We start from the raw sequence: 13,687 nt of genomic DNA, 5'->3' as shown, positions 1-13,687 counted from the left end.
CGTGAACGCGGATAAACTTTATCTGCGTTTTCCATCTTGCGCCCGATAACGCGGACTGATACGGTCTGCGTTATCGAGACCGATGGACGGGCCGCGCCATGGCACACCTCACCGCAAGCGTCGAATACGGCATCCACTGCCTGCTCTGGCTGGCCGCCGCTGGCGACACGCCACTGAGCAGCCGGGATCTGGCGGAATTGCAGGGCATCTCCCCCTCCTTCCTCGCCAAGATCTTCCCGAAGCTGGAGAAGGCGGGAATCGTCACGGCCAGCGAAGGGGTGCGCGGCGGCTACCGCCTCGCCAAGGCGCCGGAAGACATCAGCTTCCTCACCATCGTCGACGCCATCGAGGGCGAGAAGCCGCTGTTCGAGTGCCAGGAGATCCGCGGCCGCTGCGCGGTCTTCAACGACGCGCCGCCAAACTGGGCGACCTCCGGAGTCTGCGCCATCCACGCCGTGATGCTGAAGGCCGAGAAGGCGATGCGCGACACGCTGGCCAAGGAGACGTTGGCCAGCGTCGGCGAGACCTTCGGCCGCAAGGCCCCGCCGGAGTTCCAAGGCGACGTCCAGAGCTGGATCGACGCGCGTCTCAGCGCCCGCGCCGCGTCACGAACACGACAAACACCATAACTGGCCACCATAACCGGCCTCACCACCCCTCGCCCGATGCCCTGAGCGTTTCCCGGACCGCCGCCGGACGGACGGGATGGCTGCCGCGCGCCCGCGCGCCAGAACGCTTCCCCTTTGTCCGGCGTTCAGAAGGACACCCAGTCATGACCCAGCAGATCGTCATCGCCGGTTCCGGCTTCGCCGGATTGTGGGCCGCCCTGTCCGCCGCCCGCGCGGTGGCGCTGGCCGGCCGCGACGGCGACGTCGCGATCAGCGTCGTCTCGCCGGCCCCTCAGCTCCACATCCGCCCGCGCCTCTACGAAGCGGTGCTGGAGGGCATGGCGCCGGACCTCGCGGCGCTGTTCGAGGCGGTGGGCGTCCGCCACATTCCCGGCGTGGTGACAACGATCCACGCCGACCGCCGCGCGGTGGACGCCACCGGCGCCGATGGCGCCCAGTTCACCCTGCCCTACGACCGCTTCGTCCTGGCCGCCGGCAGCCGCCTGTTCACCCCGCCCATTCCCGGTCTCGCCGAGCACGCCTTCAACGTCGACCAGCTCGACAGCGCCCGCGCCCTCGACGCGCATCTGAAGGGGCTGGCCGCCCGGCCGGAGACGGCGGCGCGCAACACCGTCGTGGTGGCCGGCGGCGGCTTCACCGGCATCGAGACGGCGGCGGAGATGCCGGACCGGCTGCGCGCCATCCTGGGTGCGGACGCCAAGGTCCGCGTCGTGGTGGTCGAGCAGGCCCCGGCGATCGGCCCCGACCTCGGCCCCGTGCCGCGCCCCGTCATCGAGCAGGCGCTGGCCGAATGCGGCGTGGAGGTCGTCGCCGGCACGGCGGTCGCCGCCATCGACGCCGACGGCGTGACCACCGCCACCGGCGAACGCATCGCCGCCGCCACCGTCGTCTGGACGGCGGGCGCCCGCGCCAACCCCCTGGCCGCGCAGATCACCGGCGAGCATGACCGGTTCGGGCGCGTCCAGGCCGATCCGTTCCTGCGGGCGGTCGGCAGCGACGGCATCTTCGTCACCGGGGACGTGGCGCGGGCCGCCACCGACGATCTCGGCAACGTCGCCGCGATGTCCTGCCAGCACGCGCTGAGCCTCGGCCGCGTCGCCGGCCACAACGCCGCGGCCGAGCTGGTCGGCCTGCCCAGCCATCCCTACAGCCAGCCCAAATACGTGACCTGCCTCGATCTCGGCCCGTGGGGCGCGCTCTTCACCGAAGGCTGGGACCGGCAGGTCCGGCTGACCCGCGAGGAGGGCAAGGCGGTGAAGCGCGAGATCAACACCAAGTGGATCTACCCGCCCCAGCCGGACCGCGACGCGGTCTTCGCCATCGCCAACCCCGACCATGTGATCGTTCCCTGACGGTGGCCCGGCGGAGCCGCGCCCCTTGCCATCGCAGGGGCGCGGTTCCGCACAGGCATTGCTTCCGGTGGAGCATCCGAGCCGTCTGAGCCCGCACTCTTTGCAGATGCACCCTCCTCACAGCTTTTCACGGAAAGGGGATTGGCAGAAGACCGCTTCGATTGCTTTCGCAAAATCCACTACAACGCCTGTCGGTTGAACAACGCATTCATCCGAACCCCCAATCTCCGGACGCCCACCACCGACAAACAACCACAACATCAACAAAAAATTGCATTTGATTACCTATCGGCAAAACAGTACATCTTGGCGAATACAATCTTTGCCGAAACGATATGGCACTTCACGGCACAGCTTGGACGTCAATTAATTGCTTTTTAAATAAATTGCCGATAACCTGAAATTGCCATTCCCTTCCTACGCCATAAGGACAATCAACATGCCCTTTAAAGCCTTTCTAAGGTCAGCGGATACGGAAGCGACGGAAATAACCAGCGCATTAGACAAATCTAATGGTATAATTACTTTTGACACATCTGGCAACATATTGTCGGCGAATGACAGATTTCTCCGCTGCATGGGATACAGCCTCGACGAGATCAAAGGCAAGCATCACCGGATATTTGTCGACCCGACTCTCCACGACAGCCTGGATTACAAGAATTTCTGGGAGCGTCTGCGTCGGGGTGAATTCCAATCCTCCCTGTACAAGCGCATCGGCAAGGACGGCCGCGAAGTCTGGATCGAAGCCACCTACAACCCGATCAAGAACCGCCAGGGCGTCACCCACAAGGTCGTCAAGGTCTGCACCGACGTCACCGAGCGCCATCTGGAACACATCGACCTGCGCGGCAAGGCGGAGGCCATCTCCAAATCCCAGGCGGTGATCGAATTCACCCCCGACGGCACCGTCATCACCGCCAACGAGAATTTCCTGTCGCTCCTCGGCTACACGCTGCCGGAGATCGCGGGGCGCCACCACAGCACCTTCGTCGATCCGGCGGAGCACGGAAGCGAGGACTACCGGGCCTTCTGGGAGAGCCTCCGGCAGGGCCGTTTCCAGGCCGCCCAGTACAAGCGGATCGGCAAGGGCGGGCGCGTGGTGTGGATTCAGGCTTCCTACAACCCGGTGTTCGACAGCAGCAACCGGCTGTCCAAGATCGTCAAGTTCGCCACCGACATCACCCGTCAGGTGGAATTGCTGGACCAGTTGAAGTCCCTGATCGACAACAACTTCACCGAGATCGACACCGCGCTCTCCGCCGCCGGCCGGCAGGCCGAGGATGCCGCCCAGCGGTCGGGCGCGACCCAGGGCACCGTCCAGACCGTCGCCGCCAGCGCCGAGGAACTCGCCGCGTCGGCCCGGGAGATCGCCGACAGCATGATCCGCTCCCGCCAGGCGGCGAGCACCGCGATGGCTGAGACGGAGAACGCCGACCGGGCGGCGGCGCGGCTGACCGAGGTCGCCAAGGCGATGGGCGGCATCGTCGACCTCATCAGCTCCATCGCCAGCCAGATCAATCTGCTGGCGCTGAACGCCACCATCGAGGCGGCGCGGGCCGGCGAGGCCGGGCGAGGCTTTGCCGTCGTCGCCAACGAGGTCAAGAATCTCGCCAACCAGTCGGCCAACGCGACCGCCCAGATCTCCAAGGAGATCGAGGGCATGCAGGCCGTCTCGTCCGACGTCGTCTCCTCGCTTGGCAACATCCGTCAGGCCACCAGCAACCTGATGGAGTTCGTCACCGTTTCCGCCGGAGCGGTGGAGGAGCAGAGCGCGGTGACCGGCGACATGTCCACCAACATGCAGAACGCGTCGGCCTCGGTCAGCGCCGTCGACCACAACATCGGCGCCATCAACTCCGCGATCACACAGATCGCGTCGGCGGTTTCGGAAACCAAGGAGGCCGCCAAGGTTCTGGCCCGTTGAGGGCGCGCCATGCGCGGCCGGCCAAAGCCCCGCGCTGTGCGATACCCGACAAAGTCCGCGATTGTCGGGTATCGCACACGAGGCCTCTCATCTTAACATATTGAATATAAACAACTCACCCTTTGGCACACCTCCTGCATATGACTGACTTACAGGCGACTGGCCCACAGGCGCCGATGTCGGCCAATGGCGGGAGAAGGTCATGCTCCAGGAAAAGCTCCAGGACGTCTTCAACGAGCCGGGTTGCTCCACCAACCAAGCCAAGTCGGAGAAGGAGCGGAAGAAGGGGTGCTCCAAGGCTCTGAAGCCGGGGGCCGCCGCCGGGGGCTGCGCCTATGACGGCGCGATGATCGCGCTCCAGCCGATCGCCGACGCCGCCCACCTCGTGCACGGGCCGATCGCCTGCCTCGGCAATTCCTGGGACAACCGCGGCACCAAGTCGTCGGGATCGCAGCTCTACCGCACCGGCTTCACCACGGACATGTCGGAACTCGACATCATCCACGGCGGCGAGAAGAAGCTCTATCGGGCGATCAAGGAGATCGTGCAGCAGTACGATCCGCCGGCGGTCTTCGTCTACCAGACCTGCGTCCCCGCCATGATCGGCGATGACATCGAGGCGGTCTGCAAGTTCGCCGCGAAGAAGCTGGGCAAGCCGGTGATCCCGGTGATGGCGCCGGGCTTCGTCGGTTCCAAGAACCTGGGCAACAAGCTGGCCGGCGAGACCTTGCTCGACCACGTCATCGGCACGGTGGAGCCGGAGGTGACGACCCCGACCGACATCTGCATCGTCGGCGAATACAATCTGGCCGGCGAACTGTGGCTGGTGAAGCCGCTGCTCGACGAGATCGGCATCCGCATCCTGTCCTGCATCTCCGGCGACGGGCGCTACAACGAGGTGGCGCAGGCCCATCGGGCGCGGCTGACCATGGTGGTCTGCTCGCAGGCGCTGGTGAATGTCGGGCGCAAGATGCAGGAGCGCTGGGGCATCCCCTATTTCGAAGGCTCCTTCTACGGCGTGTCGGACATGTCGGACACGCTGCGCACCATGGCCCGCATGCTGGTGGAGCGCGGCGCCGACAAGGCGATCATCGACCGCACCGAGGGCGTCATCGCCCGCGAGGAAAGCCGCGTCTGGCGGCGCCTGGAGCCTTACAAGCCGCGCTTCGACGGCAAGCGCGTCCTGCTGTTCACCGGCGGCGTGAAGAGCTGGTCGATGGTCAACGCGCTGGAAGGCGCCGGGCTGACCATCGTCGGCACCTCCACCAAGAAGTCCACCAAGGAGGACAAGGAGCGCATCAAGAAGATGAAGGGCGAGGAGTTCCACCAGTGGGACGATCTGAAGCCCCGCGACATCTACAAGATGCTGCGCGACAGCGAGGCCGACATCATGATGTCCGGCGGCCGGTCGCAGTTCATCGCGCTGAAGGCCAAGGTGCCGTGGCTCGACCTGAACCAGGAGCGCCACACCCCCTACGCGGGCTATGACGGCATCGTCAACCTGTGTGAGGAAATCGACAAGACCCTGTCCAACCCGATCTGGCGGCAGGTGCGTCTGGCCGCCCCCTGGGACTTAAAACCGGATGCCAAACCGGTGGGAGCGTAACCGCCATGGGCAACATCCAGCGCTTCCCCCACTCCGCCAAGGCGGCCGCCACCAACCCGCTGAAGATGAGCCAGCCGCTGGGCGCGGCGCTCGCCTTCCTCGGCGTGGACCGCTGCATGCCGCTGTTCCACGGCAGCCAGGGCTGCACCGCCTTCGGGCTGGTCCTGCTGGTCCGCCATTTCCGCGAGGCCATCCCGCTCCAGACCACGGCGATGGATCAGGTCTCCACCATCCTCGGCGGCTACGAGAATCTGGAGCAGGCCGTCCGCACCATCCACGAGCGCAACGCGCCCGCCCTGATCGGCGTCGCCACCACCGGCGTGACCGAGACCAAGGGCGAGGACATGGCCGGGCAGTATTCGCTGTTCCGCCAGCGCAACCCCGCGCTGTCCGGCCTGAAGCTGGTCTTCGCCAACACCCCGGACTTCTCCGGCGGGTTCGAGGACGGCTTCTCCGCCGCGGTGACCGGCATCGTCGAGGAGGTGGTCCAGCCGTCGGAAACGACCGTGAAGGGCCAGATCAACGTGCTGGCCGGCTGCCACCTGTCGCCGGGCGACATCGAGGAGTTGCGCGACATCATCGAAAGCTTCGACCTGTCGCCGATCTTCCTGCCCGACCTGTCGCTGTCCATGTCGGGCCGCCAGCCGGACGACTTCACGGCGACCTCGCTGGGCGGCGTGACCGTGGAACAGATCGCGGCGATGGGCGCGTCGGAGGCCACGCTGGTGATCGGCGAGCACATGCGCGTCGCCGCCGCCGCTCTCGAGTTGAAGACCGACGTGCGCAGCGTCTTCTTCGACCGGCTGACCGGGCTGGAGGCGTCGGACCGCCTCGTCCGCACCCTGTCGGAGCTGTCGGGCCGCCCGGTGCCGGCGAAGCTGCGGCGCCAGCGCGAGACGCTGGTCGACGGCATGCTGGACGGGCATTTCTTCTACAGCCGCAAGCGGATCGCCGTGGCGCTGGAGCCGGACCTGCTCTACGCCGTCACCAGCTTCCTGGCGGAGATGGGGGCGGAGGTGATCGCCGCCGTCTCCCCCACCCAGACCGCCGTCCTGGAGAAGCTGAAGGCCGCGACGGTCATGGTCGGCGACCATTCCGACGTGGAGACGCTGGCCCGCGACGCCGACCTGATCGTGTCGAACTCGCACGGGCGGCAGGGGGCCGCGCGCATCGGCGTGCCGCTGCACCGCATGGGGCTTCCCATGTTCGACCGGCTGGGCGCCGGGCTGAAGGTTCATGTCGGCTACCGCGGCACCCGCGAGCTTCTGTTCGAAATCGGCAACCTGTTCCTGTCCCGCGAGATGGACCACGACGGGCACGGGCACGGCCACGGGCATGCCCACGGTCATCCGCATGGGGACGGGCATGAACACGGCCAGCACTGCGGGAGCGGATCATGCGGATGCAGCGCCGGCTGAGTGTGGTGGGTCAGGCCGAGGAGGGCCGACCCCGCAAAGGAGGTTCCATGAAGGTCGCTTTCTGCACCCAGGACATGCAGCACGTCGATGCGCATTTCGGGTGGGCCAAGAACATCGTGGTCTACGAGGTGGACAAGGCCGGCTACACGATGGTCGAGACCTGCCAGTTCGGCGGCTCGATGTTCGAGGACGGCAACGAGGACAAGCTGATCCCGAAGCTCGACGCGCTGGCCGACTGCGCCATCGTCTACCTGTCGGCGATCGGCGCCTCCGCCGCCGCCCGCGTGGTGGCGAAGAAGATCCACCCCGTGAAGGTGGAGGCCACGGACAGCATCACCACGCTGCTCGACCGTCTGGTCGAAACCATCAACGGCAACCCGCCGCCCTGGCTGCGCAAGGCCCTGAACGCCGGCCAGCCGCAGGAGCTGGCCTTCGACGAGGAGGATTGAGAGCATGACCGACACCGCCGTGGCCGCCGGGAGCGATCTCGCCGAGGCCTTCCTGAAAACCCTGGTCATGCTGTTCCGCGCCGAAGACAGCTACGGCGCCTGGGAAGGCAAGAGCGACGAAACGATCCTCGCCCCCTTCATCCTCGACAAGGAGGCCCGCGCCGCCATCCCGATCATGGGCGACCCGGACCCCGACACGCTGTGGCGGCTGGAGCTGTTCTACAAGGCCGTCGGCATCACGGTCGAGAAGCAGACCGGCCACATCGCCTCCCCCATCATGAAGATGAGCCACGAGGGCTTCGGCCGCATGGTGCTGACCACCGGCCGGCTGGTCGTGGTGTCGAAGCATCTGCGCGACGTCCACCGCTTCGGCTTCCCGTCGCTGGAGAAGCTGGCCGCCGACGGCGCCAAGATCGTCGAGGAGGCCGTCGCGCTGATCCGCAAATATCCCGACGTCGCCGATCTATGAGGATTCCGCCATGTCCGACATCGACGCCCTGAAGGACGAGGTCAAGAAGCTCAACGCCCGCGCGACCCAGAAGAAGATGGACCTGCACGACCTGTCGGAGGAGCTGCCGCAGAACTGGCAGTCGATCCTCCAGGTCGCCCAGGAGACCTACGACGCCTACAAGACCCTGACCGAGAAGCGCGCCGAGCTGAAGGCGCTGGAGAAGGCGTCCGCCTGAACGCTTGCTTGAACGCCTGTTTGGACACCTTACCCCCACCCTGACCCTCCCCCGCTTCGCAGGGGAGGGGACTGCCGCCGCTTCGCAGAAGGCACCCTCCCCCGCCCAGCGGGGGAGGGCCGGGGTGGGGGCAACGGCAGCGCGCGCACTCCAACAAACACCCCCACACCAAGCCCGATTGAGGAGCAGACGATGGCTGAGTTCGTGACCGGCACCACCCGCGGCGGCGCCGCCTGGACGCCGAAATTCGTGGAAAGCGTCGACCAGAAGATGTGCATCGGCTGCGGCCGCTGCTTCAAGGTCTGCGGCCGCGACGTGCTGGAACTGATCGGCATCACCGAGGACGGCGACATCGTCGACGCCTTCGACGACGAGGCCGAGAAGAAGGTCATGAGCGTCAAGAACGCCGGCAACTGCATCGGCTGCGAAAGCTGCGGCAAGGTCTGCTCCAAGAACTGCATCACCCACTTGCCCCAGGCGGCCTGAGGGCCGCCCTCACTATCGACGACGGCCTGACGGCCGCCCGCCCCCGGAGGACCCACGCCATGGGCATCCTGCACGCCGCCCCGCCGGGGGCGGGCGACACCACGCAGCTGTACCGTTGGCTGACCGACCGCCAGGGACGCTGCAACGTCTTCGACGCGCATCTGTTCGCCTGCATCCTGGCCCGCCGCTGGCCGGCGGGTCCGGGCGCGCTGGGCCTCGACGACCGGGCGCTTGGCCAGCTTCTCGACCGCTACTTTCCCGGCGCCTTCGCGACCGGCCTGCCGGTTCCCGACAGCTCCCCCACCGCTCTCCTGCCCCCGCTGCTTCGCGGCGAGGTGGACGACATCGCCGCTCTCCTGCTCGCCCACCGCTCGCTGGGCATCGAGGAGGAGGAATGGCTCGCCGCGATCGTCGCGCGGGCGATGCTGGACGACGGCGAGCTGTGGCGGGACCTCGGGCTGGCCGGCCCGAGCCATCTCGCGGCGCTGATGGAGCGCCATTTCGAATCCCTGGCGCTCCTCAACGCCACCGGCACGCGGTGGAAGGTCTTTCTCTTTCGTTTCCTCTGCGCGCGGGATGGATTGATCCCCTGCGGCGCCCCGGTCTGCCGCGATTGCGGCGCCGAAGCGGTCTGTTTCGGAGCCGCCGAATAGAAGCTTGCCGTTCACAGCCTTCCCCGACGCGTCGTCCAGTCAACAGCCATGATCCGAGCCGGATATGGTGAATCCACGGAGCGGACGACCATGCGGAAGAGCGAAAACCGGAACATCGCCGGCTACAACAACATTTTGGGGCGGTTGCCGTACTTTGCCTTGAACAAGCAAGGCGGCTGGGAGGAATTCACCGAAGAGAATTTCATTCGATTAACGAACCTGCAATTCCGTTGGTACATTCCCGAAAAATACAGCATGGACGACTACCAAACACTAACCATCGATGCGACCGTTGCAGCAAAATTACTGCTGATGGATGAGTTTGATTTTGAAGAAAAGAAGACATACAAATACGTGGCGGGAGCCGCGTTCAAAACCAAAATCGGCTATTGGGTTCTTCAGCAAATCGGCAGAAACAATTGCGGAAGCACCTGCGCCGCGATGTTGGGGCTCGACAACAATTTCTGGAATGCAGAGCGTTACATAAGCACGCAGGATCTGCCATCCCTCAAGAGCGACACCGATTTGGTGATTGAAGCGGAAGAGTATTTCGAGGGAAGCCCCTGGCAGCTGGTGATCGACGCGAACGGTTGCTCCGACAGCAAGGACGAGCAGCGGGTCGAGGCCTGGATCACATCCGGCGCCATCATGAAGGAGTCCTACATCTACACGGTCGGCGGCCACTACATCATCGTGGACGCGGTCTATTCCCGGCTGATCGGCAACGAATTCGAGCCGTGGGCTCTGGTGCGCGATCCAACGGCGGGGTGGCAGATCACGGTTCCTCTGTCCTCCATCGTCAAAGCCATCGGCGACCAGACAAAGGCCGTCACCCGGCTGATGATTGTCGGCAGAACGGGCTGAACCGTCACGGGATGACATTCCTCCACGCGCGTTGGCCGGTGTCATCCCGCACGGGGACCTTCATGGGGCCCTTTATGGGCAACCGGACGGAAACCCTCCCCTATTCCGTCTCGATCCCGCGGGCCAGAGCGGCGATGACGCCGTAGCCGACCTGATCCTGCGGGTCGATCTCGGCCAGCTTGGCAAGGATGCCCCTCGCCTCCTCCACGCGCCCGCTGCGCAGGCTGATGAAGGCCAGCGCCTTCAGCGTGAAGAGGGTGAAGCGCGGCGGCCCTTCCTTCGTCCAATCCGTGCTGTCCGCGCGCAGGCTCCGCCAGTCCCCGGCATAGCCGCCTTCGCGCGCCGCGGCGTCCAGCCCGATCGTCGCCACCCGCTCCGCGTCCGCGAAGCGCTTGCGGTTGAAGTAGAATTTATAGAGCGCGTAGAAGACCGGCAGCACGCGCGGCCCCATCCGGTGCGCCTCCCACAGCAGGGCCTCGCAGGCCGCGGCGTCGGGACGGGCCTTCACCGCCTCCTGCAGCTTCTCGTCGATGTGCTCGGGCACCTCGCCGAAGGCCATGCGCCCGTTGGACATCCGCAATTCGACCGGCCGCTCCATCACCCGCCCCCTTCCGTTGTTTCGCGAAACCGTGCGCCCGACCGACAATCCTGTATGGGCCGCAAGCGGGTTTCGCAAAAGACCATAAAACAATTGTGCGTCCTTTCGTCGCAGGATGTCGCAAACCCGACATGGCCCCGACCCGACAATTGTCGGGAAGGCGTCAGCCGGCCGACCTGACAATCATTGAAAATCAATAGCTTATAGTTTGGCACGCTGCTTGCTGATCCTACGACCAGGATCGGTCGGCATGCCCGACGGAGCATTTGGAGGCGGCAGACATGGTGACCCTGACGGATGCGGCGGTGAACACCCTGGAGCGCGTGCTGGCGAAATCCGGCGGCGCCGCGGCCGGACTGCGCATCGCGGTGGCCGACGGCGGCTGCGCCGGCATGAAGTACCAGATGGGGCTGGAGGCCACGGCGGGCGATGAAGACGCCGTGCTGACCTTCGGCCCGGTGACGATCTTCGTCGATCCGACCAGCCAGCCCTTCCTGACCGGCGTGGTGGTCGATTTCGTCGAAGGGGTCGAGGGCGCGGGCTTCAAGTTCGACAACCCGAACGCGACGGGCAGCTGCGGCTGCGGCAAGTCCTTCTCGGCGGGGCCGGGGGGAAGCTGCTCCTCCGCGCCGGCGGCCGGCGGCTGCGGCACCGCCCACTAACCCCGAACACTCTCCCCCCACCCGGTAACGCGGGAAAGGCAAGGCGTCATGTGGAACTACACCGACAAGGTCAAGGAACACTTCTTCAACCCGAAGAACGCCGGCGCGCTGGATGAGGCGAACGCCGTGGGCGAGGTCGGGTCGATCACCTGCGGCGACGCCCTGAAGCTGATGATGAAGGTCAACCCCGACAGCCAGGTCATCGAGGACGCGAAGTTCCAGACCTTCGGCTGCGGCTCGGCCATCGCGTCCTCGTCGGCGCTGACGGAGATGATCATCGGCAAGACGGTGGACGAGGCGCTGGCCGTCACCAACCGCGACATCGCCGAGTATCTGGGCGGCCTGCCGCCGGAGAAGATGCACTGTTCGGTCATGGGCGCCGAGGCGCTCCGCGCCGCCATCGCCAACTTCAAGGGCGAGGAGTGGGTCGACGACCACGAGGAAGGCGAGCTGGTCTGCAAGTGCTTCGGCATCGACGCGGCGATGATCGAGCGCGCGGTGACCGTCAACAGCCTGACCACGCTGGAGGAGGTCACCCACTACACCAAGGCCGGCGGCTCCTGCCAGACCTGCCACGAGAAGATCGAGGAGGTGCTGGAGGCCGTGCTCGCCAAGACCGGCGCGCTGGCCCCGCCCAAGCCCCACGCCCCCGGCACGGTCGGGCTGGACGCCATCAAGCCGCTGGCCCCGAAGGCCGAGGCCGCCCCGGCCAAGCTGACCAACGTGCAGCGCATGCAGAAGATCATGTTCGCCATCGAGGAGCTGCGCCCGCAGATCCAGCGCGACGGCGGCGACGTGGAGCTGGTGGACATCGACGGCAAGGACATCTACGTCCGCCTGACCGGCGCCTGCTCCGGCTGTTCGCAGTCCGCCGGCACCATGATGGGCGTGCAGGCCAAGCTGGTCGAGGCGCTGGGTGAGTTCGTCCGCGTCAAGCCCGCCTCCCTCCTGCCGGTGGGGGCCTGAGCCATGACCGCGAACACCGTCCAATTGGGAATCTACCTCGACAACAACGCCACCACCCGCGTCGATCCGGAAGTGCTGGCGGAGATGCTGCCGCTGTTCACCGAGCAGTTCGGCAACCCCTCCTCCATGCACGGCTTCGGCGCCGCGGTGGGCGGCAAGATCGAATGGGCGCGCAAGCAGGTGCAGGCGCTCCTCGGCGCCGCCCATGACAGCGAGATCGTCTTCACCTCCGGCGGGACGGAGAGCGACAACACCGCCATCCTGTCGGTGCTGGAGGCCTATCCGAAGAAGAAGAGCATCGTCACCAGCGTGGTCGAGCATCCCGCGGTGCTGGCGCTGTGCGACTATCTGGAGAAGAAGCGCGGCTACACCGTCCACCGCATCGGCGTGGACAACCGGGGCAACCTCAACCTCGACGCCTACAAGGCGGCGCTGGGGCCGGACGTCGCCATCGTCTCGATCATGTGGGCGAACAACGAGACCGGGACGATCTTCCCGATCGAGGAGCTGGCCCAGCTCGCCAAGGCCGCCGGCGCGGTGTTCCACACCGACGCGGTGCAGGCGGTCGGCAAGATCCCGATGACGCTCGCCACCAGCGCGGTGGACATGCTGTCGCTGTCCGGCCACAAGCTGCACGCGCCCAAGGGCATCGGCGCGCTCTACGTCAAGCGCGGCCTGCGCTTCCGCCCGATGCTGCGCGGCGGCCACCAGGAGCGCTCGCGCCGCGCCGGCACGGAGAACGCGCCGGGCATCGTCGGGCTGGGGGCGGCCGCACAGCTCGCGCTCATGCACATGACCGACGAGAACACGCGGGTGAAGGCGCTGCGCGACAAGCTGGAGCAGGCCATCCTGGCCGCCGTTCCCAACTGCTTCGTCACCGGCAACCCGGCCAACCGCCTGCCCAACACCTGCAACGTCGCCTTCGAGTACATCGAGGGCGAGGCGATCCTCCTGCTGCTGAACGAGGCCGGCATCGCCGCCTCGTCGGGATCGGCCTGCACCTCCGGGTCGCTGGAGCCGAGCCACGTGATGCGGGCGATGGGCGTGCCCTACACCGCCGCCCACGGCGCCACCCGCTTCTCCCTGTCGCGCGAGACGACCGAGGAGGAGATCGACCGGGTGATCGCGGTGGTCCCCGGCATCATCGCGAAGCTGCGCTCGCTGTCGCCCTACTGGTCGCAGGCGGGCGCACCGAAGGAGTTCGCCCCGGTTTACTCGTAACACCGAGATCGCAGGCCGGGCCGGGCCCGTGCCCCGGCAACCCGCCCGACGACACCCGCCGGGACGCGGTTCCCCGGCCCGGTCTGCGACACAACACCCTGGCTCCGTTGCCCCCACCCTCCCCAATGCGTGGGTCCCCTCCCTCCCCCGCTTCGCAGGAGAGGGCCTTC

Annotated in this window: 15 protein-coding genes; 14 read left to right on the top strand and 1 reads right to left on the bottom strand. The window is 66.4% G+C overall.

Going from position 1 to position 13,687, the window contains the following annotated elements:
• Nucleotides 1–98 precede the first annotated feature (98 nt).
• The 11 genes from D3869_RS11500 (at nucleotide 99) to D3869_RS11450 (ending at nucleotide 10,070) form a co-directional block, all read left to right on the top strand.
• A complete protein-coding gene (locus D3869_RS11500; protein WP_137140151.1) occupies nucleotides 99–629 on the top strand; it encodes an RrF2 family transcriptional regulator in 531 nt (176 codons plus the stop codon).
• Between the two features lie 143 nt (nucleotides 630–772).
• Nucleotides 773–1,981 carry an NAD(P)/FAD-dependent oxidoreductase gene (locus D3869_RS11495; RefSeq protein ID WP_137140150.1) on the top strand — a complete coding sequence of 403 codons (1,209 nt, stop codon included), beginning with the start codon at nucleotides 773–775 and terminating at the stop codon, nucleotides 1,979–1,981.
• A 439-nt stretch (nucleotides 1,982–2,420) separates the two neighbouring features.
• Entirely contained in the window at nucleotides 2,421–3,908 is a 1,488-nt protein-coding gene (locus D3869_RS11490) for a methyl-accepting chemotaxis protein (protein ID WP_137140149.1), read from the top strand.
• A 202-nt stretch (nucleotides 3,909–4,110) separates the two neighbouring features.
• Nucleotides 4,111–5,514: a nitrogenase iron-molybdenum cofactor biosynthesis protein NifE gene (gene nifE, locus D3869_RS11485; protein ID WP_137140148.1), complete on the top strand. Its 1,404-nt coding sequence runs from the start codon at nucleotides 4,111–4,113 to the stop codon at nucleotides 5,512–5,514.
• Between the two features lie 5 nt (nucleotides 5,515–5,519).
• Nucleotides 5,520–6,932, top strand: a complete 1,413-nt coding sequence (gene nifN / locus D3869_RS11480; protein WP_137140147.1) for a nitrogenase iron-molybdenum cofactor biosynthesis protein NifN — start codon at nucleotides 5,520–5,522, stop codon at nucleotides 6,930–6,932.
• Nucleotides 6,933–6,979: 47 nt separating this feature from the next.
• Nucleotides 6,980–7,381 (top strand): nitrogen fixation protein NifX, encoded by a 402-nt coding sequence (gene nifX / locus D3869_RS11475; RefSeq protein WP_137140146.1) that lies wholly within the window; start codon nucleotides 6,980–6,982, stop codon nucleotides 7,379–7,381.
• Nucleotides 7,382–7,385: 4 nt separating this feature from the next.
• Nucleotides 7,386–7,850 (top strand): NifX-associated nitrogen fixation protein, encoded by a 465-nt coding sequence (locus D3869_RS11470; RefSeq protein WP_137140145.1) that lies wholly within the window; start codon nucleotides 7,386–7,388, stop codon nucleotides 7,848–7,850.
• A 10-nt stretch (nucleotides 7,851–7,860) separates the two neighbouring features.
• Nucleotides 7,861–8,067 carry a CCE_0567 family metalloprotein gene (locus D3869_RS11465; RefSeq protein ID WP_094305893.1) on the top strand — a complete coding sequence of 69 codons (207 nt, stop codon included), beginning with the start codon at nucleotides 7,861–7,863 and terminating at the stop codon, nucleotides 8,065–8,067.
• A gap of 192 nt (nucleotides 8,068–8,259) precedes the next feature.
• Nucleotides 8,260–8,553: a ferredoxin III, nif-specific gene (gene fdxB, locus D3869_RS11460; protein WP_094305894.1), complete on the top strand. Its 294-nt coding sequence runs from the start codon at nucleotides 8,260–8,262 to the stop codon at nucleotides 8,551–8,553.
• Nucleotides 8,554–8,612: 59 nt separating this feature from the next.
• Nucleotides 8,613–9,206, top strand: a complete 594-nt coding sequence (locus tag D3869_RS11455; protein WP_137140144.1) for a nitrogen fixation protein NifQ — start codon at nucleotides 8,613–8,615, stop codon at nucleotides 9,204–9,206.
• 90 nt (nucleotides 9,207–9,296) lie between these two features.
• Nucleotides 9,297–10,070, top strand: coding sequence for a hypothetical protein (locus tag D3869_RS11450; RefSeq protein ID WP_137140143.1), 774 nt, complete (start codon nucleotides 9,297–9,299; stop codon nucleotides 10,068–10,070).
• A gap of 100 nt (nucleotides 10,071–10,170) precedes the next feature.
• Here the strand turns inward: D3869_RS11450 and D3869_RS11445 are convergent, their stop codons facing one another.
• On the bottom strand, nucleotides 10,171–10,668 hold the full coding sequence (locus D3869_RS11445) for a hypothetical protein (protein ID WP_137140142.1): 498 nt from the start codon (nucleotides 10,666–10,668) through the stop codon (nucleotides 10,171–10,173).
• 281 nt (nucleotides 10,669–10,949) lie between these two features.
• Here D3869_RS11445 and D3869_RS11440 point away from each other — a divergent pair, with 281 nt between their 5' ends.
• The 3 genes from D3869_RS11440 to nifS are packed head-to-tail and all read left to right on the top strand — an operon-like array spanning nucleotide 10,950 to nucleotide 13,517.
• On the top strand, nucleotides 10,950–11,330 hold the full coding sequence (locus tag D3869_RS11440) for a HesB/IscA family protein (protein ID WP_014239772.1): 381 nt from the start codon (nucleotides 10,950–10,952) through the stop codon (nucleotides 11,328–11,330).
• 48 nt (nucleotides 11,331–11,378) lie between these two features.
• Complete coding sequence (gene nifU / locus D3869_RS11435) at nucleotides 11,379–12,296, top strand: Fe-S cluster assembly protein NifU (RefSeq protein ID WP_137102561.1); 918 nt, start codon at nucleotides 11,379–11,381, stop codon at nucleotides 12,294–12,296.
• Between the two features lie 3 nt (nucleotides 12,297–12,299).
• Nucleotides 12,300–13,517 (top strand): cysteine desulfurase NifS, encoded by a 1,218-nt coding sequence (gene nifS / locus D3869_RS11430; RefSeq protein ID WP_137140141.1) that lies wholly within the window; start codon nucleotides 12,300–12,302, stop codon nucleotides 13,515–13,517.
• Nucleotides 13,518–13,687 lie beyond the last annotated feature (170 nt).

Source organism: Azospirillum brasilense, assembly GCF_005222205.1.
GTDB classification, from domain to species: Bacteria; Pseudomonadota; Alphaproteobacteria; order Azospirillales; family Azospirillaceae; genus Azospirillum; species Azospirillum brasilense_G.
The sequence above is the reverse complement of the archived record's forward strand: the minus strand, read 5'-3'. Positions and strand labels throughout refer to the sequence as shown.